General features: G+C 54.0%; 21 protein-coding genes. 7 read left to right on the plus strand and 14 right to left on the minus strand.

The genetic code is table 11. From position 1 onward, the window contains the following. Positions 1-4 precede the first annotated feature (4 nt). Positions 5-385, plus strand: a complete 381-nt coding sequence (locus OO713_RS06890) for a (deoxy)nucleoside triphosphate pyrophosphohydrolase (RefSeq protein WP_264785444.1) — start codon at positions 5-7, stop codon at positions 383-385. On the opposite strand, the gene OO713_RS06895 is transcribed toward OO713_RS06890, so the two are convergent. From OO713_RS06895 to OO713_RS06910, 4 genes are all read right to left on the minus strand, one after another. Then, positions 382-7221, minus strand: coding sequence for an Ig-like domain-containing protein (locus tag OO713_RS06895; protein ID WP_264785445.1), 6840 nt, complete (start codon positions 7219-7221; stop codon positions 382-384). The two genes, OO713_RS06890 and OO713_RS06895, sit on opposite strands and share 4 nt — an antisense overlap. A 95-nt stretch (positions 7222-7316) precedes the next feature. Then, on the minus strand, positions 7317-7892 hold the full coding sequence (locus tag OO713_RS06900; RefSeq protein WP_264785446.1) for a hypothetical protein: 576 nt from the start codon (positions 7890-7892) through the stop codon (positions 7317-7319). Positions 7893-7943: 51 nt separating this feature from the next. Further along, complete coding sequence (locus tag OO713_RS06905) at positions 7944-9230, minus strand: adenylosuccinate synthase (protein WP_264785447.1); 1287 nt, start codon at positions 9228-9230, stop codon at positions 7944-7946. 54 nt (positions 9231-9284) lie between these two features. Further along, complete coding sequence (locus tag OO713_RS06910) at positions 9285-9941, minus strand: TrmH family RNA methyltransferase (protein ID WP_264785448.1); 657 nt, start codon at positions 9939-9941, stop codon at positions 9285-9287. A 30-nt stretch (positions 9942-9971) separates the two neighbouring features. Here OO713_RS06910 and OO713_RS06915 point away from each other — a divergent pair, with 30 nt between their 5' ends. After that, complete coding sequence (locus OO713_RS06915; RefSeq protein ID WP_264785449.1) at positions 9972-10742, plus strand: HAD-IIA family hydrolase; 771 nt, start codon at positions 9972-9974, stop codon at positions 10740-10742. A gap of 23 nt (positions 10743-10765) precedes the next feature. Here OO713_RS06915 and OO713_RS06920 read toward each other — a convergent pair whose 3' ends face one another. Further along, complete coding sequence (locus OO713_RS06920) at positions 10766-11971, minus strand: MFS transporter (RefSeq protein ID WP_264785450.1); 1206 nt, start codon at positions 11969-11971, stop codon at positions 10766-10768. A 10-nt stretch (positions 11972-11981) separates the two neighbouring features. After that, a complete protein-coding gene (gene pyrE, locus OO713_RS06925; RefSeq protein WP_264785452.1) occupies positions 11982-12545 on the minus strand; it encodes an orotate phosphoribosyltransferase in 564 nt (187 codons plus the stop codon). A gap of 15 nt (positions 12546-12560) precedes the next feature. On the opposite strand from pyrE, the gene OO713_RS06930 reads away from it, so the two are divergent. Next, positions 12561-13340, plus strand: coding sequence for an exodeoxyribonuclease III (locus OO713_RS06930; RefSeq protein ID WP_264785454.1), 780 nt, complete (start codon positions 12561-12563; stop codon positions 13338-13340). On the opposite strand, the gene OO713_RS06935 is transcribed toward OO713_RS06930, so the two are convergent. From OO713_RS06935 to dnaK, 7 genes are all read right to left on the minus strand, one after another. Beyond that, on the minus strand, positions 13321-14046 hold the full coding sequence (locus OO713_RS06935; RefSeq protein ID WP_264785456.1) for a DNA alkylation repair protein: 726 nt from the start codon (positions 14044-14046) through the stop codon (positions 13321-13323). The two genes, OO713_RS06930 and OO713_RS06935, sit on opposite strands and share 20 nt — an antisense overlap. Next, positions 14043-15998 carry an NAD-binding protein gene (locus tag OO713_RS06940; RefSeq protein WP_264785457.1) on the minus strand — a complete coding sequence of 652 codons (1956 nt, stop codon included), beginning with the start codon at positions 15996-15998 and terminating at the stop codon, positions 14043-14045. The genes OO713_RS06935 and OO713_RS06940 overlap by 4 nt, the downstream gene beginning before the upstream one ends. Before the next feature lie 64 nt (positions 15999-16062). Beyond that, positions 16063-18198, minus strand: a complete 2136-nt coding sequence (locus tag OO713_RS06945; protein WP_264785458.1) for an AAA family ATPase — start codon at positions 18196-18198, stop codon at positions 16063-16065. Further along, positions 18199-18609, minus strand: coding sequence for a MerR family transcriptional regulator (locus OO713_RS06950; RefSeq protein ID WP_264785459.1), 411 nt, complete (start codon positions 18607-18609; stop codon positions 18199-18201). 8 nt (positions 18610-18617) lie between these two features. Then, complete coding sequence (locus OO713_RS06955) at positions 18618-19529, minus strand: DnaJ C-terminal domain-containing protein (protein ID WP_264785460.1); 912 nt, start codon at positions 19527-19529, stop codon at positions 18618-18620. 19 nt (positions 19530-19548) lie between these two features. Next, on the minus strand, positions 19549-20073 hold the full coding sequence (gene grpE, locus OO713_RS06960) for a nucleotide exchange factor GrpE (protein WP_264785461.1): 525 nt from the start codon (positions 20071-20073) through the stop codon (positions 19549-19551). Continuing rightward, a complete protein-coding gene (dnaK, locus tag OO713_RS06965) occupies positions 20073-21911 on the minus strand; it encodes a molecular chaperone DnaK (RefSeq protein ID WP_264785462.1) in 1839 nt (612 codons plus the stop codon). Before dnaK ends, grpE begins: the two co-directional genes overlap by 1 nt. Positions 21912-22060: 149 nt before the next feature. On the opposite strand from dnaK, the gene OO713_RS06970 reads away from it, so the two are divergent. From OO713_RS06970 to OO713_RS06985, 4 genes are read left to right on the plus strand one after another with little or no spacing between them, the layout of a single operon-like run. Beyond that, positions 22061-22999: an asparaginase gene (locus OO713_RS06970; protein WP_264785463.1), complete on the plus strand. Its 939-nt coding sequence runs from the start codon at positions 22061-22063 to the stop codon at positions 22997-22999. Between the two features lie 38 nt (positions 23000-23037). Next, positions 23038-24357: an MFS transporter gene (locus OO713_RS06975; protein WP_264785464.1), complete on the plus strand. Its 1320-nt coding sequence runs from the start codon at positions 23038-23040 to the stop codon at positions 24355-24357. 37 nt (positions 24358-24394) lie between these two features. Next, positions 24395-25645, plus strand: coding sequence for an MFS transporter (locus OO713_RS06980; RefSeq protein WP_264785465.1), 1251 nt, complete (start codon positions 24395-24397; stop codon positions 25643-25645). Positions 25646-25670: 25 nt separating this feature from the next. Beyond that, complete coding sequence (locus OO713_RS06985; RefSeq protein ID WP_264785466.1) at positions 25671-26021, plus strand: BlaI/MecI/CopY family transcriptional regulator; 351 nt, start codon at positions 25671-25673, stop codon at positions 26019-26021. On the opposite strand, the gene OO713_RS06990 is transcribed toward OO713_RS06985, so the two are convergent. Continuing rightward, positions 26015-26557, minus strand: a complete 543-nt coding sequence (locus OO713_RS06990; protein ID WP_264785467.1) for a DUF305 domain-containing protein — start codon at positions 26555-26557, stop codon at positions 26015-26017. The genes OO713_RS06985 and OO713_RS06990 overlap by 7 nt on opposite strands. Positions 26558-26581: the final 24 nt, after the last annotated feature.

The raw sequence follows: 26581 nt of genomic DNA on the forward strand, positions 1-26581 counted from the left end.
TGCCGTGACATTGGTCGTGGCAGCAATCATTCAAAACTCCCAAGGGGAGTTTTTGTGCTGCAAGCGCGGAGACTGGAAATCCTCCCCAAACAAGTGGGAGTTCCCCGGTGGCAAGCCGGAATCGGGTGAGAGTCTCGATTTTGCTCTGATTCGCGAAATCCGAGAAGAGCTTGGGGTTGAGATCAAAGTCCTTCGCCAGTTTGATAGATCAACCACGGGAGATATCGAATTGGTTTGCTTCGTGTGTGACCTGGTGGGTAAAGAACCAACTTCCTCGACAGACCACTCGGAGTTGCGCTGGGTCAGGGAACAAGATCTTGCTCGGCTCGATTGGGCTGAGCCTGACTTGCCGGCACTGAAGCGGATCTTGATTCCTTTTTGCTAAATGATGCCAACCAGGTTGAGCGTGAAGAACATCATCACGACGCCACCTAGTCGATAAACCCACTTCAGCTTCTTTACCGGGCGATCCTCTTCCTCAGTTGCACCATGACGGGCAAACATTCCAAGCAAGCTCAACAGCAACATCGGTAGCGGCAAAATAACAAATGAGAGCTGAGCCAGGTCTGCACTTACCCCCATCAGGGTTGTTAGCCAGGCGGTTGTGAAAGAGGCAACCAGGATCGAGAACGCAAGTCCTGGGACGCCGGTTGGCATAATGCGCCATAGCCAAGGGATGTTTGGGAATCTGTCTTGATACCAACCAATGATCGTTGGAACTAGGAACAGTGCCGAACCAACGAAGGACTCCCAGCCTGGTCCGATAATCGCGCCTGAAAATAGCACCCAGATTCCGTAACGAATAGCCAGTGCAGTGGACTTCTGCAGCATTCCAGGTTCTGGGATTTCGGTGGGGTTGATTGCGTCCAGTCGCTGCGGGTAATAGCGAGCGACAAACTCTTCAAGAAGCACGCGCAGCGCTGCAACTACGGCAATCCAGACTCCAAAGTCGGCCACGTGGTTCGCTGCGTTCACTGTCAAACCAGTAACGGCGGGCAAGACGCTAACCATGGTTGCAACTGACCAGCCGGCCATGAATGGCGCAACGGCTAAATCAATAAGTCGCTCCCACCAACTATCTGCCGAGTCGGCAGGATCCTTGCGCAGCGATCGGAATGCAGTAGTCAAAAGCGCTGGTCCAACAGCAATCACAAATACCGCCATCAACAATCTGACTTGGTCGATATCTGGAAGCTGACCTAAGGCAATTACTGAGCCGACCGCGAAAACCAAAATGGAGATAAAACCTGCAGCAGCGTCGAGTAGTCCGATGATGGCGATAAAGAGCAGAATCTCCCAGGTCGGAGTCAAAATCTCGTTGCCATTGTCTGCGACCGCCATCAACGCTGCAACCACACCGGCGATTGGCAAGAAGACTGACAGTGATCCGGCTAACGCTCGGAGGTATGCGGCATCGTTGACCACCTTTGAGAGCAGTGGGCTGAAAGGAGCGAGCGCTAAGGTGAGGTGATGGCTTCGCCTGTCGAACCACGTCATAAAGCCGAGCGAGAAAATCGCTAACTTATCGCCCCATCCCTGCTTATCCAGGGTTATTTGATCATGCGCGACTTCAAGCTCTGAAATCTCACCCTCGTCGGACTCTTCAAGTTCGATGGCAGTGTTGGCTGCGGAGTTCGCGTTGCTGCCGGCAGAGCCGGATGATGCTCCAGCGCTGGCACTCGATGCCGATGATGCTGATGCAGCGCCCGCTGCGGCACCTGCGGCAGCTCCAGCAGCCGCTGCTGCTCCTGCCGCAGCTGCGGCGGCGGCTGCAACTGAAGCAACCACTGCAACAGTTTGGGTGGTTTTCTCAAGCACCGCGACGATGGACTCCTCGGATGCAAGCGGATCGAACGCTTGTGGTGGGGCCTCATCATCTCCGGATGCACCGAGAGCAGGATTTGCTACCGGCTCACCTGGCTCAAAAGAAATCTCAGGAATCAATGCCGTAGGGGTAAGTTCGGCAATTGCCTCTCCCAGAGGAAGGACTGCAATTGGCTCTGAGGTTGGCTCGGTCTGCGCGGTCGCCTGTGATGTCTCCGAAGGTGAGGGTGAAGGCTGAACGCTCGGCTCAGCAGAAGGCTTCGGAGTGGTTGTAGGAGTAGGGGTCACCGAAGGACTCGGGGTAGAAGTCGGTGTGGCTGTTGGTGATGGGGTAGGGGTAGGTCTGACTGTCTGGGTTGGAGAAGGTGTAGGCGTTGGGGTTGGCCTAACCGTTTGAGTTGGAGTGGGCGTCGGGGTCGGCGTGGGTGTAGGAGTCACTGTCGGGGTAGGTGTGGGAGTGACAGTAGGTGTTGGAGTAGGAGTTGGAGTTGGCGTTACCGGGTTACTTGGCTGGTTATTTGAAGGCGCTGGTGCAGGTGCCAGGGTTTGAACTTGACCGGATACAACCAGCTCCCATTCCATCGACTGGTTACCCTGAGGAAGCCCTGAACTTGGAATTGGATTCGCGAACAGGGTCGCCCTTGGCATCATGAGGTTGATCCAAGTATTTGAGGGGAATGATGAAGTTCTGTAGCTGATGTTGGTGGGGACAACAACAATCAGGATTCGGTAAGTGCCAGCTCTTGTGAAGACAATCGGCTCGGCCTCAACGGCGCTGGATGAGATTGCCTGAGCCCCGGTAAAGAACCAACCTGATCCGGTGTTTAGGTAGGAAACTGCGACGTGATTTGAGAGCGCTGTCGGGTCTACTTGAATCGTAGGTTTGATGCCATGGCCAGCTTGTAACTCTGCTCGAGCCATCGCGTTCAAAACGGATTGGGAACTGCTTACCCCATTCAAATTCGCCATGGCGTTGCTGATCGGTATGCCAGCGGGAGCCGCGACTATGCCAGCAGCAGCCATGGCGGTTCGGGCCTCAGCCCCTGCGGAAGGCAGAAGTCCAGCTGGGGTGTTGTTCACAAGCTGGGATGGGATGGTGCCGTTGGTGGTGGTCACCGAATGGCCACCAAGATTTGATGCAACGGGTGGAACCGTAAGAACAACTGAAGCCTGAGCCAGTCGAACATTGCTTTGTGCCTGGCCCTGCAGATCCACAACCGAGAAGTTTTGGGTATAGGTGAGGGTGGTGGTTCCAAACTGCGCGGGTCGAACTTGACTTGTGATATTGATGGTGCAGCTGAGGGAGTTTGCCGCGGCAGTAACCCCATCGATGCTTGAGACCATGGTTCCATCAAGGTCAACACCCATGTTCGTTGAGAGAGTTCCGCAGTCAATCGGAGCTGAGGAAGTTAGCGTGTAAACGAGGTCGCGCGTAGTCGAAGTTGTGTTGTTAGTTCCCAGGACCATGGTCACCTGAGAGCCATCGACCACCAGGTTTGAGGAGCTGCCGATTGATCCAGATGCGCCAGGGCTGCTCAACGTTAGTGTGGCTGGGTTCCCAACGGCGTCCGTTATCGAACCTCCGTTCAGACTAAGCGAGTTAGTGGCCACGTAATCCAAATCTGCGCTTTGATCTCCACTTTCGACCGAGTACTCAAAGGTCAAGACATTGGTTCCCGAACCAGAGAGGTAGCTGGCATACCTATCTGTTGCTCCGGTCTCGAGCAAAAGTTGTGGAGCACCGGTGACTGTAACAGTCTCAGAGAAGCTCACGGATAGCTGAACCTTTTCACCGCGGTAATAAGTCTTGTTTTCGGAGAGGGATCGTATTGAGCTGACTGTTGGTGGTGTGCTGTCAATGAGCATCTGCCCCGAGGCCTGCAGCTGGTTTGGGGCGTCGGATGGAAGTCCGCCAAACTCAACAATCAAAATGCTGATGTTGTAGTTGCCTGCTTGCTGAGCTGAATCCGAGAGATCGTCCCAGGTTCCGGTTGCGATCAAGGACACGTAGTCTGCAGAGTTGTTTGGTTCACCTGGATCCCAGTTTGTATAAGTTGCAAGCTGACCGGCCTCGGGGCCTGAAACTACTCGCCAAGTTCCCTCAACGGCAACATCATTGATTCCAAGCCAAGCAGCTCTGCCATTGGCGACTTCTGCCGAAGCGACAAAACTTTGTTCTGCAGCGGACGTTATGTTCGCCAGGTATCCCTGCATGCCTGAGAAGCTGTAGCCGGCGGCTCGGTCAAAGGAGTTTGTCCAGTTCTGCCAGGTGTATTCAGGTGCGGTCTTGACCTCATAGAAGTGACCGGTGTCGAGTGAGTAGCTTCGAGTCGGTCGAATATGGAAAGTTATCGAGCGATTCGCGTTAGAAGTGTTGGTGGTTGCAAACTTGACCGCCCTAGCAGCAGCCTGCCACTGGGCCGCAGTTGGCTGAGCGCCGTTGTAGGTGAGGTTCAAAACTCCGTTGTTACTGGATGCAGTCTGAATTGAACCAAATACCCCGACATTGTTGTTGGTAAAGGACAGCTGGTCTCCGCTAACTGCACCAGAGATGCTCACTCGAATCCCAAATAGCGAATTACCTCTGCCCTGAATAACTAACTCGGGCGCAATCGGGTTAGCGGCCATTCCAAGCATCGAGAGCGAACCAAGAGTGACTGAAGGTAAGAAGTAGAACACGACCTCGGAGGAGTTCGGAGTTCCAATACTTCCGGCTGCAAGCGGGTTCAACGCAAGGTCCCTGACCGCCGATGTGTTGATTGTGAAGCTGACCGAACCACTATCTGGCAACTGACTCGAAGCCACGAATTGATACCTGGTTGCATTGAGTTGCACCAAACCTGAGATCGTCCATGTTGAACCAACCGTGCTGGTACCTCCCAGAACAATTGCGTTCACATCAAACCCGGTGATCTCCTCGGAGAAGTTCACGGTATAGGTGACGGAATTGGATGAGCTGACTTTTGCAATCGAGGAAATTGTGGGTGCGACTGTATCGATCACGATTGCTGAGAGCGAGCCCGTTTGTCCCGAGAAGCCGTTGCCAGCTAGATCTGCGACCGCCGTCGTGATGTTGTAGTTCAGGGCAACCGAATTGCCATTTGCGCACGAGGTGAATGTAACCGTGTAGCTAGAGCCTGACCCAGTAAGTGAGGAGGCGGAACAAGCTGTGCCAGCACCGAGGGTGAACATGGCTGCGGTTAATCCGGTCACAGACTCGTTGAAGGTCACCGCATACGAAACTGCGCTTTGGCTCGAAAGTGCTGGGTTATTTGCAGCAACAGCTAGCAGCTGAGGTGCAGACCTATCCACTGTCACAACGTTTGAGGTGACTGCGGTTGCGGGCCCAATGTTGCCAAGGTCATCTAAAACTGTGCCCGGCTTTAGTCGAAGACTTATTGCGTTGGTGTCAGCGCAAGCGCTGAGGGCAACCACAAAGTTCCCGCTCAGTGCGTTTCTTGGACTTGCCGGTGAGAAGGCATTTATCTCGCAGCTGTGCGTGCTGCTCGAAACGATTTCAAAATCTGTCTCAGAAACGTTGTTAGTAGGCTCACCAAAATTTACGGTGAAGCCCAGGTTTAGGTTCTTGTTCGGAGACGATGGCGCCGTTATCGTGACCGCCGCGAGTGACCTGTCCACCACTGTCGAAGAACCAATTGGCGAGCCTGCACTTGGGCCCTGGTTCCCAGCGAGGTCAACCAAAGTGTTGGTCTTGAAGGAAAGTGCGGCGGTAACTCCGTCGTTGCAGCCAATCAGTGTCACCGAATAAGTGGGTGCGCTTTGAGTGATTGAACCAATCGAACATCCAGCTCCAGAAACATTGAAGTCGGAAGCATCCACCGTTCCTTGGATGCTCTCATTCACGGTGACCGAGTAGGTGATCGGATCATCTCTTGTGATGCCCGGAGAGGATATGGTTCCGCTTGGAGCCGTTCGATCCACGACGACCGGTCCAGCAGCAAGTACAGCTGATGGGGCGGTGTTGCCCGCGGCATCGGTAACGGTTGCCTGATTCATGGTCAGCGTCACAGCCGCTTGATCAGCACATGAGTTGACTGGAATTGTGTAGGAGAGGGTTGGAGCAGAACCTGATGCAGCAGATGGCGTTCCCACTGAGCAACCAGTTCCAGCAACACTAAAGTCACCTGCGGCGAGTCCAGTCAGGGCCTCGGTACTTGTCACCGTGAAGTTGAGCGTCGCACCATTGTTTGGACTGGAGGGCGCAGTGAGAGTCACCGTGGGGGGACCCCTATCAATCAAGACAGGAGGGGAGTCGAATCTTGATGCCGGACCCGACTGTCCTGTTGGTCCAACAACGCTCAAGGCGGCAATGCTTACCTTCAGGTCACCGTCGGAACAACCGGAGACGATTAGTTCATAAGTTGAGCCAGAACCAGACACCGAGTCTGCGACGCAGCCACCACTTGTTCCTTGATTGAAACTGAAGTCAGATGTCTCGAGACCCGTCACGGGCTGAGTGAAGTTGACAGTGAAGGAGTGTGTTAGGGCAGATGTTGGATTGGTGGCTGTAGTGATGCTCTGCACACCAGGAGCGAATCCCCAGTTCACGATTTCGCTCAGAGCCTGAGCAGAAAGGTCTGCTGTTGCAAATGCGGGAAGCGTGTTACCAGAGCCAAATAGCGCGCCCGCTCTTTGGACTACGAGAGTGGGGTCGTTCGAGGCTTGGTCTATTGCCCCTAAGCCATGCATAAGCATCAACCGTGAAGTGCTGTTTGGCGCAACGGTCACAGGGAAGATGACGTTCATTAGGTTACCCGCACCGGATTGGGACCCCTGTGCAACGGAGCTCGGTCGGACGACGCCAAGCGGATCGGACCAAGCGGTGGTCACAATGGGATCACTGTTGGCAGTATCAGAAGTGACAATCCAGTTATCGGCGAGAGTCAGAGTCGAGTCTCCAGAGGAGGTGCCTCGCGTGATTTCATTCCCGTCCGAACCGAGATCGCCGGAAACGCGAACATTAACTGTGATTGGGGTTTGGCTCGGATTAGTGAGGCTGATTAGCTGACGCCAGGCCATCATGCTAGGCGTGAATTTACCTTGCACCTCAACATTTAGACCACTCATCGACTGAATTGATCCAGAGTAAAAGTCACCGATTTGAGAGAGCTGTAATCCGTCATATCTTGAACTTGGAGTCGCGAGCGTATCTACATATACGTCACCGTAACCGTCGTATGCGTCGTAATGTCCTTGATTCAAAGAGTCCATAAATGTGAACTCGTTGATTCTGAAAGTTCCCGAGGTTAGGGTGAAGACACCTGAGTTCACGGTTGAATAGTTTGTTGGCGTATTTGCCTGAGCAGGCCCAATCCCGGCGAAAGTGAGAAATCCAGTCAGCAGCACTACCAGTGAACTGCTGAGCCACTTCCGCATGCGTTGCGTCAAGACTCACCCCTGAACTCTTAGGAAAGAATAGGGATATCCGCCACTAGGTGGGGGACAAACATGTGGTTATCTCGCTGTTTTTGCTATTTGTAGACGCCAAGTACACGAATTGGGAACCGCAGATACTCAGCTTTCCAACTCAAGTTGGGGTTTCTCCAAGCCAAGTCGTCGGCCAACTCCGCAAGTGAGGCCCAGAAGAAGATGTTGATTAGGTCCACGCTGAGATAGCTGATTGTGTCGCCGGGGAAGGCTTTGCCCAAGAACCTTCGAAGTAGCGGTGGCACGTCTCCAACCCCGTGCTCGTGCAGCTGACTTCTCACCTCGAGCTCGATTTCCCTCGCTCTTCTGGGGTTCCAAGGGACGCCAGGGTTTGGGAAGTGAAGCATCTCGCTGAGGGTCAATGCTTCTCGGTATCGAACATTTTCTAGCGCATCGAAAAGTGGGATGAAGCGGTCTACCTCGTAACCGGCTTTACGAAGATCGAGGATGTCCGGGTAGGCGAAGAATCTGTAGAAAGGAACGTGTGGCCTGACCGGTTGATATGGGGCTGATGTGAAACTAGCGAGTAGCGGATCGATACCTACCGCCGATGCACCCCAGGTATTGAAGGCCTCATCGGGATATGGGATCGAATCCAAATCCTCGTACTTTTTGCTCACCAAGTAATTCTCATCACCTCGGCAAAAAAAGCAATCCGAGTTTGCTGTGACCTAGCCGAGCATGTCGTGTCGAACGATGGTCGCATTGCGATCAGGTCCAACACCAATTGCCGAGATTCTGGTGCCGCTCAGCTTTTCTAGGGCCAGGACGTAGTCCTGAGCATTCTTTGGTAGATCATCAAAGGTCTTGGCACTGGAAATATCCTCTTCCCAGCCAGGGAACATCTCATAGATCGGCTTAGCGTGGTGGAAGTCGGTCTGAGAAACCGGCACCTCTTCTACGCGTTGTCCATCGACCTCGTAGGCCACACAGACTGGTATCTCCTTGATACCGGTAAGAACGTCCAGCTTGGTTAGGAAGATGTCAGTCAGACCGTTGACGCGGGTTGCATAGCGGGCAATTGGAGCATCGAACCAGCCACAGCGACGGTTGCGGCCAGTGGTGACACCAACCTCACCACCAGTCTTGCGCAGGTACTCGCCCCACTCGTCAAACAGTTCGGTTGGGAATGGGCCTGAGCCCACGCGAGTGGTGTAGGCCTTCAGAATTCCGATGACGCCGGTGATCTTGGTCGGACCGATTCCGCTACCGGTCGTTGCTCCACCTGCGGTTGGGTTTGAAGAGGTGACAAACGGATAGGTTCCGTGGTCAACATCCAAAAGAGTTCCCTGACCACCCTCAAGCAAAACGGTCTTACCCTCTGCCAGGGCATTGTTTAGAACCAGAGCAGTGTCGGCAACCATTGGCTTTAGGCGCTCTGCAAAAGAGAGCAGGTGGTCCACGACCTCCTGCGGCCTAACCGCAGCACGGTTGTAGACCTTGACTAGCAGCTCGTTCTTCTGGGTGAGCGCGCTCTCAACTTTTTGTCTCAGAATGCTCGGGTCAAACAGATCTTGAATACGAATTCCTAGGCGACCCATCTTGTCGCCATAGGTTGGGCCAATGCCGCGACCAGTGGTGCCGATGGCGCGCTTACCCAAAAAGCGCTCCGAAACCTTGTCCACGGTGACGTGGTAGGGGGTAATCACGTGAGCGTTAGCTGAAATTAGAAGCTTTGAGGTGTCAACACCCTTGTCATTTAGACCATCGATCTCGCGGAAGAGTACTTCTAGGTCAACAACTACACCGTTTCCGATAACTGGAACACAGCCCGGGGTCAGAATGCCTGATGGCAGTAGGTGCAGTGCAAACTTCTTGTCACCAATAACTACGGTGTGACCAGCGTTGTTACCACCTTGATAGCGGACTACATAGTCGACGCGATCTCCAAGCAGGTCGGTTGCTTTGCCTTTACCTTCGTCGCCCCACTGGGCTCCGACTAGGACTACTGCGGGCATGACTGTACCCCTTTCATCTTTGGGGATTCTCGGGCGATAAGCCCTTATGAGAGTCTAACTAAAAACATGCTGCATAACCCAAGTGTGCATAGTTATTGCAGCTGCCGCGGAGGCGTTGATTGATCGGGTAGAACCAAACTGGGTGATCTCCAAAACCACATCGGCGGCATCAAGCGCAGCCTGAGATAGGCCTGGACCCTCCTGACCAAATAGAAACACGCAGTGCTTGGGTAGTTCGTAGTTCTCTAGCTGTTTGCAACCTGGGACATTATCAATCGCAATAATCGGCAGCTTGCTACCGTCAGGACCTGCGGTCTTTGCCCACGAAATCAAGTCTTCGATCTGTGGTAGGTGAGTGACATGTTGATAGCGGTCGGTCACCATCGCTCCGCGACGGTTCCAGCGCTTGTTGCCCACGATTTGAACACCTTGGGCTAGAAAGGCATTGGCTGTTCTCACAATTGAGCCGATGTTTAGATCGTGTTGCCAGTTCTCGATGGCAACAAAATACGGGTGCCGTTTGGAGTCAAGGTCTGCAACGATCGCTTCCATGGACCAGTAGCGATACTGATCAACCACATTTCTGGTGTCACCCTCGGCCAATAACTCAGGATCGAACTTCGAAAAGTTGGGATCCTTGCTGGCATCGCCCTGATAGGGCCCGACTCCCCAGGTGGACTGCTCGGTTGGTCGCTCTGTGTCTTCACTCACGGGCTAAAGCCTAAAGCTAGGCTAGGCAACATGGTCGATCGTTCACACATCAATAACTGGCTAACCGACATGGATGGGGTGCTTTGGCACGAGGGTAAGCCGATCTCAGGGGCTCCAGAGCTAATCAAGAAGTGGACCGATCAGGGAACCAAGTTTTTAGTTCTAACCAACAACTCGATCTACACCCCGCGAGATCTAGCAGCCAGGCTGCAAGCCGGTGGCTTGGATATTCCGGAGGAGCGCATCTACACCTCTGCATTGGCAACCGCAGACTTTATAAAGTCACAGTTGCCAGGGGGTAAGGCATTCGTAATTGGCGAGGCTGGGCTAACCACCGCAATGCATGAAATTGGTTACGTCATGACTGAGGTGAACCCGGATTACGTCGTTTTGGGAGAGACCAGAAACCTAAGCTTCGACGCCCTAACCAAGGCCGTTCGACTGATCAACAAGGGTGCGAGGTTTATCGCAACGAACCCAGATGTGACCGGGCCGTCTAATGAAGGTCCGATTCCAGCAACCGGTTCGGTCGCAGCCCTTATCACCGCCGCCACCGGAAAGACCCCGTACATCGTTGGCAAACCAAACCCGATGATGTTTAGAAGCGCTATGCGCAAGATTGATGTCCACTCCAAGGACACTGCGATGATCGGTGACCGCATGGACACCGATGTGGTTGCCGGCATTGAAGCCGGACTTCACACCATTTTGGTTAGAACGGGGATTTCAGATGATGCCGAGATTGCCCGTTACCCATTCAGACCAACTGAGATTCTGGCTTCGGTAGCTGATCTGGTCTAGCCAGGCTCTGTGCCCCGGGTGTGCTAAACGTTGAGCTCTTTGAGGTGCTTGCTGGTTGAGACGAAAACCGCAGCAATACAAACACCGACTGCTAAGACCGTGTAAACACCCTTGACACCAAAGGCGTCGACGGCATTTCCAACCGCAACCATTGAGATCAATGGTCCGGCGTTCCAAATCGTCATCTCGAGCGCAAACACGCGACCGCGCTTATTTGCAGGGATCCTAGTCTGAATCACTGTATTCAAAAGCGGCAGCAGTGGGCCCCAAGCAAGGCCCAGCAGGAAGAAGAAGGTGACCAGCACCCACTGCTCTGGAAGCTGGCTCATCGGAAGCATCGAAAGCCCAATTCCGATGATGGCAATTCGCAAAATGTTGGCGTAGCTGATGCGCTTGTGGATTTGCTCAAACCCAAGCGATCCGACCACCGAAGCTGCTGCGGCCGCGGAAACCGCAATCCCGAGCCCCTCTGGGTCGTTTAGGGCGTTGTAATAGGCGGGGAGAATCACCATTTCAGTTGGCAAATAGATGACTGCCAAGGTCATGATGGTGACCATCATCATCAGAACCGGTTTGTTGGAAAACAGGATCACAAAGCCCTGAATGGCAAATTTGAAGAAGCTTCCCGAGTCGCTTTCATCTTTTTCCTCGTGCTGCTCAGTGACTCGAATCATGAAGGCGGAGATTGCTGAGATAAGACCGAAGGCGGCAACCACCAAGAAGGTGTTGGAGATGCCGATCCAGGCGATACAAAAAGTTGACAGCGCAGGACCGACGGCAAAGCCTGCGGCAAAAAGGCCCTCGTGAATCGAGTTGGCGCGGTCCAGTGTCATGTTGGCCGGTCCAGCGACATCAGGAACCAGGGACTTCCTGGCCGTGCTACCACCGGGAGCAGTCAGCGCGCGAAGAATGCCAATAGCAATTAGGGCAGGCAGGGTCAGCTGCCACAGCCAGCTCACCAAAGGAATTAGAAGTGAGACGAATACTGTGAGCAGCTCAGCCAATACGGCGATGTTTCTTCGGCCAAACCGGTCAATGATCGAACCAATCACTGGCGCCATCAAAAGTCCTGGAATTGCGGTGGCGGCCACTACCAAGCCTGCGCTCGCGGCATTGCCTGTGATCTCGAGAGCAATCCACGGGACAGCAATAAAGACCATTGAGCCCGAGATCACACTCGCAACATTGGCGAACTGAGAGAAAACAAATGGCGCGAGTCTGCGCTTCACGAAAACCTCTTTAGCTAAGGCCAAGATCCTCGAGGGTGATGGCCGTCAAATAAGGATAACCCGCAGCCTCAATCGCCTCTTTGGCTCCGGTGTTCCTATCAACAACTGTTGCAACTGCAACCACAATCGCCCCAGCCGCCTTAAGTGCCTCAGCAGCCGTTAGCGGCGATCCGCCGGTGGTTGAAGTGTCCTCCAGCACAACCACACGTTTACCGTCAACCGAAGGTCCTTCAACCTGGCGGCCCATGCCGTGAGCCTTGGCTTGCTTGCGAACAACGAATGCATCGAGCGCGATGCCCTGGCCGGCGGCCTGGTGCAAAAGCGCGGTGGCAACCGGATCGGCACCCATGGTCAAACCACCAACCGCATCGATGGCTTTGATTCCGTTATCGGCCAGAAGCTTCAGCATTACCTTCCCAATAAGCGGTGCTGCCTCGTGGTGCAGGGTGGCCCTGCGCAGATCCACGTAGTAGTCAGCCTCTAATCCCGAGGACAGGGTCACCCTGCCGTGAACGACAGCCAGTTCTTTGATCAGTTCGACTAGACGTGGTTTCTCAGGGGCGGTGAAAGTCATGGTTAGAGTTTAGGGATGAAACTTGCCACCTGGAATGTCAACTCAATTAGGGCCAGATCACCCAGAGTCATCGACTTTCTCAACCGCACCCAGGTGGATGTATTGGGCATGCAGGAAATCAAATGCAAGCCTGAGCAATTTCCGATAGCTGAGTTCGAAGCGATTGGCTACAAAGTCATCGCCCACGGCTTGAACCAGTGGAACGGTGTTGCTTTCGCTTACAAACCGGATCTTGAGCCCGAGGATGTTGAGTTTGAGTTTTCCTCGCAACCAAGTTTCAAGGATGTGGTTGAGGCAAGAGCTCTGGGGGCAACCTTTGCTGGCGTAAGAATCTGGTCACTCTACGTGCCACACGGAAGAGGTCTTGAAGATCCGCACATGGAATACAAGCTTGAATTCTTGGATCGCCTGGCCGCACAATCTGCAGAGCAGCTAGACATGAATCCCGATCTGGAAATGTGCCTTATGGGAGATTTCAACATAGCTCCGCTGGACTCAGACGTCTATGACGTCCACATGTTTGAAACCCACATATCTGAGCCCGAGCGCCAGGCTTTTGAGGCCTTCGAGCAGATCGGTTTTAGTGACATAGTTCGAGAGTTGGTGCCCAATCAATACACCTACTGGGATTACAAAGACCTTTGCTTCCCAAAGAACAACGGCATGCGGATCGATTTCGCTCTCACCTCGCCAGCGCTAACAGAGCGCGTGGTTGGAGCGGGCATCGAGCGCGATGAACGTAAGGGTGAGGGCCCCAGCGATCACGTTCCTGTGATTATCGAGCTTTCCGACTGAGCCAGTCTGCTCGTTCGGACGGCGACAGCTTTTCAATTGCGTATCGAAGTGCCGTTCTCGGCATGGTCGCAGCGTGGATCTCTAAAAACTCTCGCAGCGGGGTGAGCTCACGTTTACCAACCTCGCGCATTGCCCAACCGACCGCCTTGTGAATTAGATCGTGCTTGTGATTCACCAGAGCCGTGCAGGTAGCGATAGTTGGCTCAAAGTCATACTCGGCAATCATCGGGAAGGTGAGGATGATGGCCGATCGTTGAACCCATAGATTTTCGCTTTTAGTTCTTGACATGACCCTTTCAGTTCGCTGCGGATCACCTAGCAAAAACCTTCCAAAACGATTCGCCGAGACGTCAACCAGATCCCAGCTGTTTACCGCACCAAGTTCATACAGTGAGAGGTAATAGTCGTAGAGCTCAGCTCGAAGTTCAGGTTTTTTGGCTCTCTCAAATTGCTTGGTGAGAATCACCAAACCGCAGAGCCGTTCCTCGTGATACTCGGAGCGGAACAGTTGGTCTAGATCAGCCCTTACGAGATTGAAGTGATTGGCGGCCACCGACCTGATCTGCGGGACCATTGGTCCTAGAAACTTGTCACCCTCGCCATAGCCACCGGGCTCGGTTTTATAGAACCACTCCAGCTCTTCGACCCTGCGAGGGTTGGCATACTGCCTAAGCTCTCGACGAAGTTCAGCTAACTCTGAGCTCATCCGACTACGACGACTAGGCCATCTCCAGGTCTAGGGGTGAACATCGAGTTCTTCGCAGGGTTCAGCCTCGCACCATTTGCCGAGTCACCTGCGGTGAGGTTTGCATGACGATAACCAATTGCTGATTCGCCCATGGCTGCAGCATTGGCAACCAGCTGGGCATAGCTAATTTCCTTGCCCAAGGTCGCATATAGCTCAATTGGCACGACACTAATCGAAGCTCCTTCGGCGTCGAACAGGTCATCCAACACAACGCCCAAGCTCGGGTTCTCAGACAGTTGAGCAATCGCGAGCGCCGCTAGGTTGTCGCTGACAACTAGGTCATCAACCGCTGCCACTCGAGCAATCTCGGCCTTGCGACCATCCAGGATTTCAGCCACCAGACGAGTTGGCTCAACTCCATTGCCATCAGCTTCAAATAGCTGGTTCAGCTGCAGCATGGTGAGCATGGTTTGAGCGTCTGCTTCGGCTTCGCTGATTGCGTTGCGGTAGCCAAGCACAATGATCTCGTCATAGTGCTTGGCCGATGCTGCAGCAGTTAGATCGGCAATATCACCCGAAACAGAGGCTGCAGTCACCTTCACATTCGCACCAAAGTCGAGGTCTTTGAGCTGCTCAGGATCAACCAGTTTCTTTTGAGCCACGATGTGGACGGTGGAGTTCTTCGGCAGGAACGCGGCAAGTTCACCGATCACTGAGCGGCCCATCTCAGACCAGCCAATCACCAAGAGGTGCTCAGGCTTAGCCGCTGGTTTAGCGGTCTTCTTAGGCTTGCCAACCAGTTCAGGTTGGACACCGGTGTAGACGACCTTGTCATCATCCTGCGCAATGGCAATCAGCTGGGTGCCCTTGGCCAGCTTGGTCTTGGCTGGTGGGTTTAGGTCCACTTCACCATCGACTTTACGAATACCAATTACCGAAGCCGCATTGAAGGACAACAGGGCGTCACCATAGGTCTTGCCCTCCAGGGCTGGCACATCGGTGAAGTAGATCTCATCGCCCTCGAAATCAAGCAGGTCGAGCATCACTGCCGCCAGACCTGGTTGGCGTGATGCCTGGGCCGTCACTCTTGCGATTACCTCGTGGGAGCGAACCGGGATTACCTGGCCTTTGGTCGAGGTAATCAAAGCCTTCGCGGTGTCCTTGTCATCCAGCTCAGCGATGATCTTGAGATTTGGGTTGGTGTTGATCGACTTGATAGCAAGCACGGTCGAGACCACTGTGGCATCGCCTGCAGCATCAGCATCCAAGACAATGACCGACTTGGCAGCACCGAGATTGGTGCGCTTAAGATCAGTTGGGTTAGTCGGGTCACCGGTTCTGGTAACGACCCTGAGCTTGCCCAGATCTTCGACTCTCGACTCAATCTCATCTTCCATGAAGTCACGCTCGTGACTGGAGAAAATAACTACGAGAGGTTTGCGCACGTTCTGGTTTGCAATCGCAAGTTCCTCAAGGATTGGGAAAATGCGGTTTGACCAACCAAGAATCAGCGTGTGGCCAGAATCGATAACTGGGCTGCGACCCTTGCGCAATCTAGCGAAAGTACGCTGAATTGCACCGACTACATAACCGATAACGCTGGCAGTCAGTGCGGTGGTGGTGGCCCAGTAAAGGATTGCGATGATGCGATCGCCCCAGGTTGGTTCACCACCTAAGGACAAAATCTTCGTGAATGAGGTCCAGAACAGATCAAACAGAGTTAGGTTCTCTGGATCCGCGGCCTGAGTTAGCAGCGGCACGCTCGCGACGAAAGCGCGAACCCCGACCATGATTAGGGCGATGATCATCATCAGGATCAGGACGTAGAAAACGAACATCCCGCCCTGGGCAATTGAGTTGTCAAAGTTATAGCGAAGCTTGGCCCACAGCCCAACCTTCTGAACCTTTGGAGCCTCTGGTTCCCCCTGAGCTCCCTGACCGAACGACCGCGTTGTCTTATTCACTGGCATGTGCGGCAGTTTAGTGATTGGGGCAGGTTGAAAGAAGCACCGCCTCAAAAAGATTCTTTTTTGACTACTGCTGAACCTTTAATTCCAGGGTCTCCTGCGACTGCGCGACTTCAACAGTCACAAAGCTTCCATCTACCACAGCACCTGCCAACAGCAAGTTAGCCAATCGATCCTCAACCTCACGCTGAATCAACCTGCGTAGCGGCCTGGCCCCGTAAACCGGGTCATAGCCGTGCTCTGCCAACCACAGCCTCGCAGCCGGGGTGACACCGAGAGTGATCCGCTTTTGCTCCAGCCTTGTAGTGAGGCGGTCGATGTTTAGATCAACAATCGAACCGAGTTCCTCCTTGCTCAGAGCATCGAATATCACTACATCATCGAGACGGTTCAAAAACTCAGGCTTGAAACTGGCCCTGACGGTGTCCATTACTAGCTGGCGCTTTTCTTGGTCGCTGAGGTCTTGATCAATCAAGAACTGAGAGCCAAGGTTTGAGGTCAAGATCAGAATTACGTTTTTGAAGTCAACGGTTCTGCCCTGACCATCGGTTAGTCGACCATCATCCAAGACCTGCAGCAGAATGTCGAAGACCTCCGGGTGGGCTTTCTCAATCTCGTCCAAAAGCACGATTGAGTATGGGCGTCGTCTGACCGCTTCGGTCAGCTGACCGCCCTCTTCGTAGCCGATGTATCCCGGAGGAGCACCTACCAACCTTGAAACACTGTGCTTCTCTGAGTACTCAGACATGTCAATGCGAACGATTGACTTCTCATCATCAAATAAGAACGCTGCCAAACTCTTGGCAAGCTCAGTCTTTCCAACACCGGTTGGTCCCAAGAACATGAACGAACCAGTAGGTCGATCTGGATCTGAGATGCCGGCCTTGGTTCGACGAACCGCATCACTTACTGCCTTCACGGCAGCCTTCTGGCCAATCAGTCGCTTGCCAAGTTCAAGCTCAAGGTGAAGCAGCTTCTCGCTCTCCCCAGCTAGCAACCTGCCGGTTGGGACACCGGTCCAGGCGGAGACCACCGCGGCAATTTCATCCTCGGTTACCTGCTCACCGACCATGCGCTCGGTGGTTTCGGTGTTCTGGGTCTCGGCAGCCTTGAGCTCTTTTTCAAGCTGCGGGATCTCGCCGTAGAGGAGCTTGGATGCGAGTTCTAGGTTCGCCTCGCGCTGGGCTTTCTCGGCTTGAATTCTTAGGGAGTCGAGTTTGGTCTTGATCTCACCGATCTTGTTTAGCTCAGCCCGCTCTTTCTCCCAACGCTGGTTTAGCTCGTTCAAACGTTCTTGCTTGAGAGCGAGGTCTTCTTGCAGCTTCTCAAGACGCTGCTTGGAGGCGTCGTCCTTTTCTTTCTTCAGAGCAAGCTCTTCGAGTTTTAGCCGGTCAACCTGTCGGCGCAGCTCATCAATTTCAACCGGAGCCGAATCGATCTCCATGCGAAGTCGCGAAGCCGCCTCGTCAACCAGATCGATTGCCTTATCTGGCAATTGTCGACCAGAGATGTAGCGGGAGGAGAGCTGGGCGGCGGCGACCAGGGCCGAATCGGCGATGGTCACCTTGTGGTGAGCCTCGTAGCGCTCTTTCAAACCGCGCAGGATTGCAACGGTGTCCTCGACGCTTGGCTCGCCAACATAAACCTGTTGGAATCTGCGCTCCAGGGCAGAGTCTTTTTCGATTCGCTCCCGGTACTCGTCCAAAGTGGTGGCACCAATCAGACGCAGCTCGCCTCGGGCAAGCATCGGCTTGAGCATGTTGGATGCATCCATTGATCCATCAGCCGCTCCGGCACCAACAAGGGTGTGAAGCTCATCGATGAAAGTGATTACTTGACCCTGGGCATCTTGAATTTCTTTCAAGACCGCCTTGAGTCGCTCTTCAAACTCACCGCGAAACTTTGATCCGGCGACCATGGCACCGAGGTCAAGACTGATTAGGGTCTTGCCCTTGAGGCTCTCAGGCACATCGCCAGCAACGATTCGTTGGGCTAGGCCCTCGACGACCGCTGTCTTACCGACACCGGGTTCACCAATAAGTACTGGGTTGTTCTTGGTTCGACGTGAAAGCACCTGGCTCACTCGTCTAATCTCAGCATCGCGCCCGATAACCGGGTCTAGCTTGCCCGCTCTAGCGACCGCGGTTAGGTCAATTCCAAACTGTTCTAGAGCAGACTTTTGCTCTTGGTTCTCTGGCTGCATTTAGCGCCTCCTCCATAACACCACCGAACCACTTCGCTCTGGTCGTTGTCCGGGGCTGAGTCTTATGACTCCCTGTTCTCCAGCGGCAAACACTCGGTTTCCTGGCTGGTTCATGACTTGGTTAGCAAGCTCGCGCTCAAGGTCTCTGACTCGGGCCCTTAGCTCGAGGTTCTCATCGACCAGCGAGAGCACTCGCTTGATGCCCTCGAGAGATACCCCCTCTTGGCTCAAGCGGGCAATCTCTCGAAGCTTTGCGACATCTTGCATGGTGTAGCGACGGGATTTACCCATGGTTCTAGTCGGGCATACCAACCCCAGTCGGTCATACTGCCGCAGGGTCTGCGGATGCATGCCGGCTAGCTCGGCCGCGACCGAGATCACAAACAGCGGTGTGGTCTCGTTCAGCTCCATGGCCCCTCCTAGAGAAGTCCAGCCCTGAGCAATAGATCTGCTCTGGGGTCCTCATCGGGCAACTCTGCCGCGAACTGCTCAAGCAGCTTCTTGGCCTTGTCGCTTACGTGAGCGGGAACCGCAATTTCAACGGTTGCCAAGAGGTCGCCCTGCTTGGAAGGTAGTTGCACTCCGCGACCCTTGACTCGCAAGGTTCTGCCGTTGGGAGTCCCAGGAGCCACTTTCAGCTTTACCGGCTCAGCACCAAGAGTTGGCACTGAAATGGTCGCACCCAAGATGGCTTCGGTGATGGTGATTGGGACCGTGACCCTCAGGTTTTCACCATCGCGGGTGAATACCGGGTGCGGCTTTACCTTGATGGTCACGACCAAATCTCCAGCCGAACCACCATTTGGTGATGGTTGACCTTTGCCTTTGACCTTTAGTTTTTGGCCATCTTGAATGCCAGCCGGCACCTTCACATTCACGGTTTCGCCGTGAACGGTGAGCTTTAGCTGGGTGCCGTGAATTGAGTCGATGAAGTTGATGGTCGAACTGGTGGTCAGATCACTACCGCGTTGCGGACCGAATCCGCCGAATCCGCCAAACCCTGGGAAGCCCTGGTTTTGGAAACCGCCACCAAAAAGGTTTGAAAAGACATCTTCAAATCCAGCTCCCTGACCACCTGAGGTGAAGCGTGCTCCACCGCCCATGGCCCGAATCGCGTCATACTCCTTGCGCTGATTGGCATCGGATAGCACGTCATAGGCCTCGGAGATGTCTTTGAACCTAGCCTCGGCCTTGGCATCACCTGGATTTCTATCCGGGTGAAACTCTTTGGCTAGCTTGCGATAGGCCTTCTTGAGATCGGCATCAGAAACGTCCTTGGAAACGCCAAGGATCTTGTAGAAGTCCTTTTCAATCCAGTCTTGTGACGCCATCTACCTCACTCCTTTCGAACTACTCGCTTGGAACAAATACCGCTACCTTGGCCGGGCGCAGCATGCGCTCGCCGATTCGGTAGCCCTTCTCAACCACATCTGCAACTACTGGTTCGCTGACCTCGGGGTTAGGGGTCTGAACCAAGGCATCGTGGTGCTCGGGGTCAAATTTCTCACCCTTCTCGCCAAAGGCCACAAGGCCCAGCTTCTCGCCAGCGGTTCTCAGCTTCTGGGCAATCGCTGCCATCGGGGTTCCCTCCTGCAGATCGCCGTGCTGCTCAGCGCGGGTTAGATCATCCAGGGCTGGCAGAAACGCTCTCACGGTGTCGGCAACAGCAAGCTGTCTTTCCACGCCACGATCACGATCGACTCGAGCCTTGTAGTTCACAAAATCGGCCTGCAGGCGCTGGAGATCTTGGAAGATCTCCAGCTCACGGTCGATCGGGTCAGTGCTCTCGGTCTCTTGGACCGGAGCACCTTCCTCGACCATTTCCTCGGCCTGATCGCCCTCGTGGTGCTGAGGGTCGTTGTGTGCCTCGGTCATTACTTCTTGTCCTCGTTCTCGTCGTCGACAACCTCGGCGTCAACTACGTCTTCAGCATTTGCCTCTGGCTGAGCCTCGCCCTCGGCAGGTGCTGCCGCATAGATGGCCTCACCGAGCTTCTGCTGAGAGGCCATTAGCTTCTCCTGCGCGGACTTGACAGCTTCGATATCTTCTCCAGCGAGCGCCGCCTTCAGAGCATCGACATCGGCCTGAACCTCGGTCTTGACCTCTTCTGGGAGCTTGTCCTGGTTGTCCTTGATGAGCTTGTCGGTTGAGTAGGCAAGCTGCTCAGCCTGGTTGCGAAGTTCTGCCTCTTCACGACGCTTCTTGTCTTCAGCGGCGTGCTCCTCGGCATCCTTGACCATGCGGGCGATGTCTTCCTCAGATAGTGAGGATCCACCGGTGATAGTCATGGACTGCTCCTTGCCGGTGCCCTTGTCCTTTGCGGAAACGTGCACAATACCGTTGGCATCGATATCGAAAGTGACCTCAATCTGTGGGATACCGCGTGGGGCAGGGGCGATACCGGTTAGTTCGAAGTTACCCAGTGACTTGTTGTCACGAGTGAACTCACGCTCACCCTGGAACACCTGAATTGAAACGCTTGGCTGATTGTCATCTGCGGTGGTGAAGATCTCGCTGCGCTTGGTTGGGATCGCGGTGTTGCGCTCGATCAGCTTGGTCATGATGCCACCCTTGGTTTCGATACCAAGTGACAATGGGGTTACGTCGATCAGTAGCACATCCTTGCGCTCACCCTTGATCACACCGGCTTGCAGGGCAGCACCGACGGATACGACCTCATCAGGGTTTACGCCCTTGTTTGGCTCCTTGCCGCCCAGCAGGCTCTTCACAAGCTCGGAAACTGCTGGCATACGGGTTGAACCACCAACCAAAACCACGTGAGCGATGTCGGAAACCTTTACTCCAGCCTCCTTGATTACATCCTCGAATGGCTTGCGAGTGCGCTCTAGTAGGTCGCGGGTCAGGTCCTCGAACTGAGCACGGGTCACGGTTTCGTCTAGATTTGCGGGTCCGGACTCGGTGAGAGATAGGTATGGCAGCTGAACCTGGGTTGAGGTTGACTGGCTCAGTTCCTTCTTGGCCTGCTCGGCAGCCTCCTTCAGACGCTGAAGTGCAATCTTGTCGTTTGCAACATCAACACCGGTGGTCTCCTTGAACTTCTTAACCAGGTGGTCAACTAGGCGCTGGTCCCAGTCATCACCACCTAGACGGTTGTCACCGGAGGTGGAGCGAACCTGAATTGTTGAGAAGTCATCGTCCTTGCCGACCTCAAGTAGTGAAACGTCGAAGGTTCCACCACCAAGGTCAAACACGAGAATGAGCTCGTCTTCCTTGCCCTTGTCTAGCCCGTATGCGAGGGCTGCGGCGGTTGGCTCGTTGATGATGCGGAGCACGTTTAGACCAGCAATCTCACCGGCCTCCTTGGTTGCCTGACGCTCTGCATCGTTGAAATATGCAGGCACGGTGATTACTGCGTCGGTGACGCTTTCACCCAGGTAGGTCTCGGAATCACGCTTCAGCTTCATCAGAATGCGAGCTGAGATCTCCTGAGGGGTGTATTCCTTCTCGTCAACCTTGAACTTCCAGCTGGTTCCCATGTGACGCTTCACCGAAGATACGGTGCGGTCAACGTTGGTTACTGCCTGACGCTTTGCGGTCTCACCAACCAGGATGTTGCCATCCTTGGTGAATGCGACCACCGACGGGGTGGTGCGGAATCCTTCGGCGTTTGCGATTACCTTTGGCTCTCCTGCCTCCAGCACGGTTACCGCGCTGTTGGTGGTACCTAGGTCAATACCTACTGCTCTACCCATTGTTTTCTCCTTCTTCTAAATCCTGTTCGTGTCTCAAAGTTGAGTCACCTGCGCTCAAGTTTCAAATAAGAAAACCAGGATGTCAAGAATCCATTCCTGAAAGTTGAGTGTGAATGACTCAACTTTGCAATCTCACTAGTCTGGTTCTCATGCACGAACTCACCGCTGAGGGCCTGGTACCGCTTGCAATCATCCGACGCGATGGCCTAAACGAGTCATTCCACCTTGGCACGGCCTCGCTAGTGTCGCCATCGGGTGAGGTTCTAGAAACCTGGGGCGATGCGGCGGCACTGATTTACCCAAGGTCCGCACTCAAGCCAGTTCAGGCGATGGCGATGCGAAGGTTGGGACTTAGGACCTCTGCAGAGCAAGCCGTGATCTCCATGGCTTCGCACTATGCCACGAAGACACAGGTGGCCTTGGTTAGGCAGCTGCTCTCCGATCACGGCATCTCCGAGCTGGATTTGGCTTGCCCTAGCGCTTGGCCTTGGAATCCCGCAGCAAAATCAGTAGCCACCGCAGAGTCCCGAGTCTTTATGAACTGCTCGGGCAAGCACGCCGGCTTTTTGGCTACCGCCAAAATCAACCACCTACCAACCGCCAACTACCTGGACCCTAACCACCCAGTGCAGCTCGCGGTCAGGAACTTGATTGTTGAAACAAGCGGGGAAGAAATCGGTAAGACCACGGTTGATGGCTGCGGCGCTCCACTTTTTGCCATGTCGACCACAGCACTAGCCAGAGCGCTATCAAAACTGCCCAGTTTGGACCCAGAGCTTTTCGAAGCCGGGCTTTCCAGTCCGCATCTGATTGGTGATGAGAGCACTCCAGATGCACTTTTGATGAAGCACGGCATCTTCTCCAAATTGGGCGCTGAAGGAGTCTTCACATTTGTCTCCCGAGAGGGTTTCTCAGGTGCAATCAAGTTTGCCGACGGTTCGCTGCGCACCGCACTCAAGGTGACGGCCGCCATGCTTTACGAGCACCAGCTGATCGATGCCGCTCAGCGACAATCAATCGAGGCCGAGGACACCATGCAGGTCCTGGGCGGCGGCAAGGTTATCGGTGAGATAAACATTTGCATTTAGGTCATAAGAATTTGGCCTTTGGGGAGTAATCTCAGGCCATGACCGACAGTGCAGTTGCATCGAAAAAGCCACGTGGAACCTTTGCTTGGGCCCTTTGGGACTGGGCAGAACAACCCTTCCCGACCATCTTTTCGACATTCATCTTCCCGATCTACATCACCTCCTCGGCCTTTGGTCCGGAAGAAGACACCTCCCGCGCACTAGGCCTAGCGGCAACCATTGCAGGTATCGCGGTTGCACTGGTTGCCCCGGTATTCGGTAGAAGGTCTGATGAGCAGGGCCGCAGAAAGCTCTGGCTTCTAATAAACACCTTGGTTTTATCCGGCGTGATGGCATCACTGTTCTTTATAGCCCCAACCCCAGAGATGCTCTGGCTTGGGCTCATCATCTTTAGCTTTGGTGGTTTTGTGCAGGAGATTGCCTTTATCAACTACTACGCGATGCTCAAGCAGGTCTCGACCGAAAACAACATCGGCAAGGTTTCTGGATTCGCCTGGGGCCTGGGATATGTCGGCGGCATCATCCTGCTGCTCGTCTCACTTGTGGGCTTTGTCCAAACAGATACCCCTTGGTTTGGCATCCCAACCGAGGATGCGCTCAACGTAAGAGCGGTCTTCCTCTTCAGCGCAATCTGGCTTCTAGTGTTCTCAATCCCGCTCTTCATTACCGTGCCTGAGGTCAAGGCCAAGGAGAACCTAGAAAAAGAGAACATCATTGAGAGCTATTTCAAGCTCTGGTCTCAGCTAAAGTCGCTGCGCAAACAGGCTCCAGAGACTTTCAAGTTTTTGATCTCATCCGCCATTTACCGCGACGGACTCTCAGGTGTCTTTGCTTTCGGTGGTGCTCTGGGTTCGCTCGCATTTGGTTTTGAGCTGGCTGAAGTGATCATTTTTGGTATTGCAGCTAACCTCATGGCCGGTATCGGTGCAGCCATCGGTGGCTTCCTGGACGACAAGGTCGGCGGCAAGATGACCATCATGGTTTCGTTACTTGGACTAACAGTTGCGGGTTTCGGTGTCTTCGCATTCGCGAGCGCCGGACCAATCACCTATTGGATCGGTGGTTTGGCACTGACCTTGTTTGTTGGTCCAGCCCAAGCTGCATCCAGATCGTTTGTCGCCAAGTTCACTCCGGCAGGGCGTGAGGGTGAGGTATTCGGCCTCTACATGACAACTGGAAGAGCAGTCAGCTTCCTAAGTCCACTTCTTTGGACAACCGCGATTTCAATTGCACTTTCTGCCGGTATTGGTAACGCCCAGGCCACCGTTTACGGCATCTTGGGTCTGATGTTGGTTCTGGTAGTTGGCATTCTGCTTCTAGCAAGGGTCAGTCCAACTCCGCAGGTCATAAACGACTAGGTAAAGCAAAGGCAAAACTTAGGTTTACGCTTGTGTGGTGTCTAAGCCAAGTGCGTTCCGAGCGTTTGGGCATCGCAATTACCGGGTTTTGTTCCCCGCCAACGTGCTGTCCAACATCGGGACTTGGGCGCAGCGCATCGCGCAAGACTGGCTAGTCCTTGAACTAACCAACTCGGCACAGCTTTTGGGCATCATTACCGCCCTGCAGTTCCTACCCTCTCTGCTGTTGAGTCTCTATGGCGGGGTCTTGGCTGACCGCTTTGATAAGCGCAGCCTTCTGGTGATCACCAACGTTGGCGCAGGACTTGGTTCTTTGACCCTGGGGCTTTTGGTGCTAAGTGGCCAAGTTCAGGTTTGGCATGTTGCACTATTGGCCTTCACAGTTGGTGTCTTCTCGGCCTTGGATGCTCCGGTTAGAACAAGTTTCAACTCGGAGCTGGTTGGGCAAAAAGACATCCCAAGCGCAATCAGCCTCAACAGCGCAAACTTCAATGCTGGTCGACTGATTGGACCCGCCGCTTCTGGCTTTTTGATCGTGCTCTTCGGTACAGGGCTCTCCTTCGTAATCAATTCCTTCACCTACCTAGCGGTGGTGATCAGTCTGTTGATGATTCGAAAGGGTGAGCTCTTTATCTCGGTGAAGCCTGAGCGCAGTGCAAAGCTCAAGGAGGCAGTGAACTACGTCCTCTCCCACACTGAGATCCGCTTGGTGATGATCGCGGTCTTTTTTGCCACCACCTTTGGTTTGAACTTTCAGATCTTCATGGCCGTGATGGCCACTCAAGAGTTTGGCAAGGGCCCAGCCGAGTTTGGAATCTTGGGCAGCATCCTGGCCATTGGTTCCTTCACAGGAGTTCTGGTCTCAGCCAAGCTTGAACACCTCAGGGTTCCAAAGTGGGTAATGCGCTTTGGCATGGGCTTTGGCTCGCTTTTGATGGTCACGGCCTGGATGCCTAGCTATGGCAGCTTTGCTGCAATTTTGCCTTTTGTTGGTGGCATGGCTCTGATGATGCTGATTGGTGCCAACTCATTTGTCCAAACCAACTGCGAGCCAACCCTTAGAGGTAGGGTCATGGGCATCTACCTAATGATCTTTATGGGTGGAACCCCGATTGGTTCGCCGGCCATTGGTTGGTTCGCCGAAAACTTCGGAGTTCGAATCACGGTGTTTATCTGCGGGCTCATTGTTCTGATTGCAGCGGTCGTGATTGCGATTGTGATCAAGCGCTCTCCAGGGCCTGAACCCAAGACCGAATCCCTACCGGTTATCACAGACCCACAAAACTAAGCTCTACACAACGTAGAATTGCGTCATGTCCAAGCGCAAACAGGGTGAACTCGAAGCCGAGGTGCTGGGCTGCCTGTGGGATCGACCAGATGGGCTTAGCTCCCAGCAAATCCTTGCGCTTTTAGGTGATGACTCGCTCGCCATAACCACCGTGCTGACGGTGCTATCAAGGCTCACCGACAAGGGTTTGGTCACGCGTTTTCCCGGGAACGGGCGAACCCTGATCTTCAAGGCAGTGCTCTCGCGCGAAGAGCACACTGCTAAGTTGCTGCTTGATGCCATGGGTCAGTCAAACCCAGCTTTGGTGTTCTCTCACTTTGCCGGTGGCCTATCGGCTAAACAGCTGGAGCAGCTTAGAAAAGCTCTGGATCAGTAGTTTTCCAACAGCTTCTTCATGAGGTCGATCTCGGCCTGCTGAACCTCAATGATCTCGGCTCTGAGCTTTTGTGCTGGCGGGTAGTTGGAGTTGGAGAGCATATCGGCCATATCCAACGCACCTTCGTGGTGGGCGATCATGCCGGTGAGAAATAGCTTCTCAAATTCCGCTCCGGTCGATTGTTTGAGGGTAAGCAGCTCGTCCTCTGAGAGCATTCCACCCATGGAGTGACCAGAGTGATCCATGCCAACATCGCCGTATTCATCAATCCAGCTCTGCATCAGATCAATCTCGGGTTGTTGGGCATTGAAAATCTCTGCGGCGAGCGCTCGAATCTCTGGATTTTCGGTTCTGTCCGAGACCATGGCGGCCATCTCCAGGGCCTGCTCGTGGTGCGGGATCATCATCTGAGCAAACATGACCTCATTCGCACTGACGGATGTGCTTTGGGAAATGGTTGGGTTCGGGTTAAAAACCGAGCAGGCACTCAAAATCAGTGCTAGCGGTAGCAAAATCAGAGTCTTCAAAGCACGCATGTCGGAAATCCTAAGTCATCTAAA

The organism is Aquiluna sp. KACHI24 (assembly GCF_025997915.1).
Classification (GTDB): Bacteria; Actinomycetota; Actinomycetes; order Actinomycetales; family Microbacteriaceae; genus Aquiluna.

Bases quoted from the DNA above. Each gene is read 5' to 3' on its own strand.
- OO713_RS06945 (WP_264785458.1), bottom strand. From the start codon at position 18,198: ATGCAGCCAGAGAACCAAGAGCAAAAGTCTGCTCTAGAACAGTTTGGA.
- OO713_RS06940 (WP_264785457.1), bottom strand. From the start codon at position 15,998: ATGCCAGTGAATAAGACAACGCGGTCGTTCGGTCAGGGAGCTCAGGGG.
- OO713_RS06935 (WP_264785456.1), bottom strand. From the start codon at position 14,046: ATGAGCTCAGAGTTAGCTGAACTTCGTCGAGAGCTTAGGCAGTATGCC.
- OO713_RS06975 (WP_264785464.1), top strand. From the start codon at position 23,038: ATGACCGACAGTGCAGTTGCATCGAAAAAGCCACGTGGAACCTTTGCT.
- OO713_RS06895 (WP_264785445.1), bottom strand. From the start codon at position 7,221: ATGCGGAAGTGGCTCAGCAGTTCACTGGTAGTGCTGCTGACTGGATTT.
- OO713_RS06970 (WP_264785463.1), top strand. From the start codon at position 22,061: ATGCACGAACTCACCGCTGAGGGCCTGGTACCGCTTGCAATCATCCGA.
- OO713_RS06930 (WP_264785454.1), top strand. From the start codon at position 12,561: ATGAAACTTGCCACCTGGAATGTCAACTCAATTAGGGCCAGATCACCC.
- OO713_RS06990 (WP_264785467.1), bottom strand. From the start codon at position 26,557: ATGCGTGCTTTGAAGACTCTGATTTTGCTACCGCTAGCACTGATTTTG.
- OO713_RS06905 (WP_264785447.1), bottom strand. From the start codon at position 9,230: ATGCCCGCAGTAGTCCTAGTCGGAGCCCAGTGGGGCGACGAAGGTAAA.
- OO713_RS06950 (WP_264785459.1), bottom strand. From the start codon at position 18,609: ATGGAGCTGAACGAGACCACACCGCTGTTTGTGATCTCGGTCGCGGCC.
- OO713_RS06915 (WP_264785449.1), top strand. From the start codon at position 9,972: ATGGTCGATCGTTCACACATCAATAACTGGCTAACCGACATGGATGGG.
- pyrE (WP_264785452.1), bottom strand. From the start codon at position 12,545: ATGACTTTCACCGCCCCTGAGAAACCACGTCTAGTCGAACTGATCAAA.
- OO713_RS06955 (WP_264785460.1), bottom strand. From the start codon at position 19,529: ATGGCGTCACAAGACTGGATTGAAAAGGACTTCTACAAGATCCTTGGC.
- OO713_RS06985 (WP_264785466.1), top strand. From the start codon at position 25,671: ATGTCCAAGCGCAAACAGGGTGAACTCGAAGCCGAGGTGCTGGGCTGC.
- grpE (WP_264785461.1), bottom strand. From the start codon at position 20,073: ATGACCGAGGCACACAACGACCCTCAGCACCACGAGGGCGATCAGGCC.
- dnaK (WP_264785462.1), bottom strand. From the start codon at position 21,911: ATGGGTAGAGCAGTAGGTATTGACCTAGGTACCACCAACAGCGCGGTA.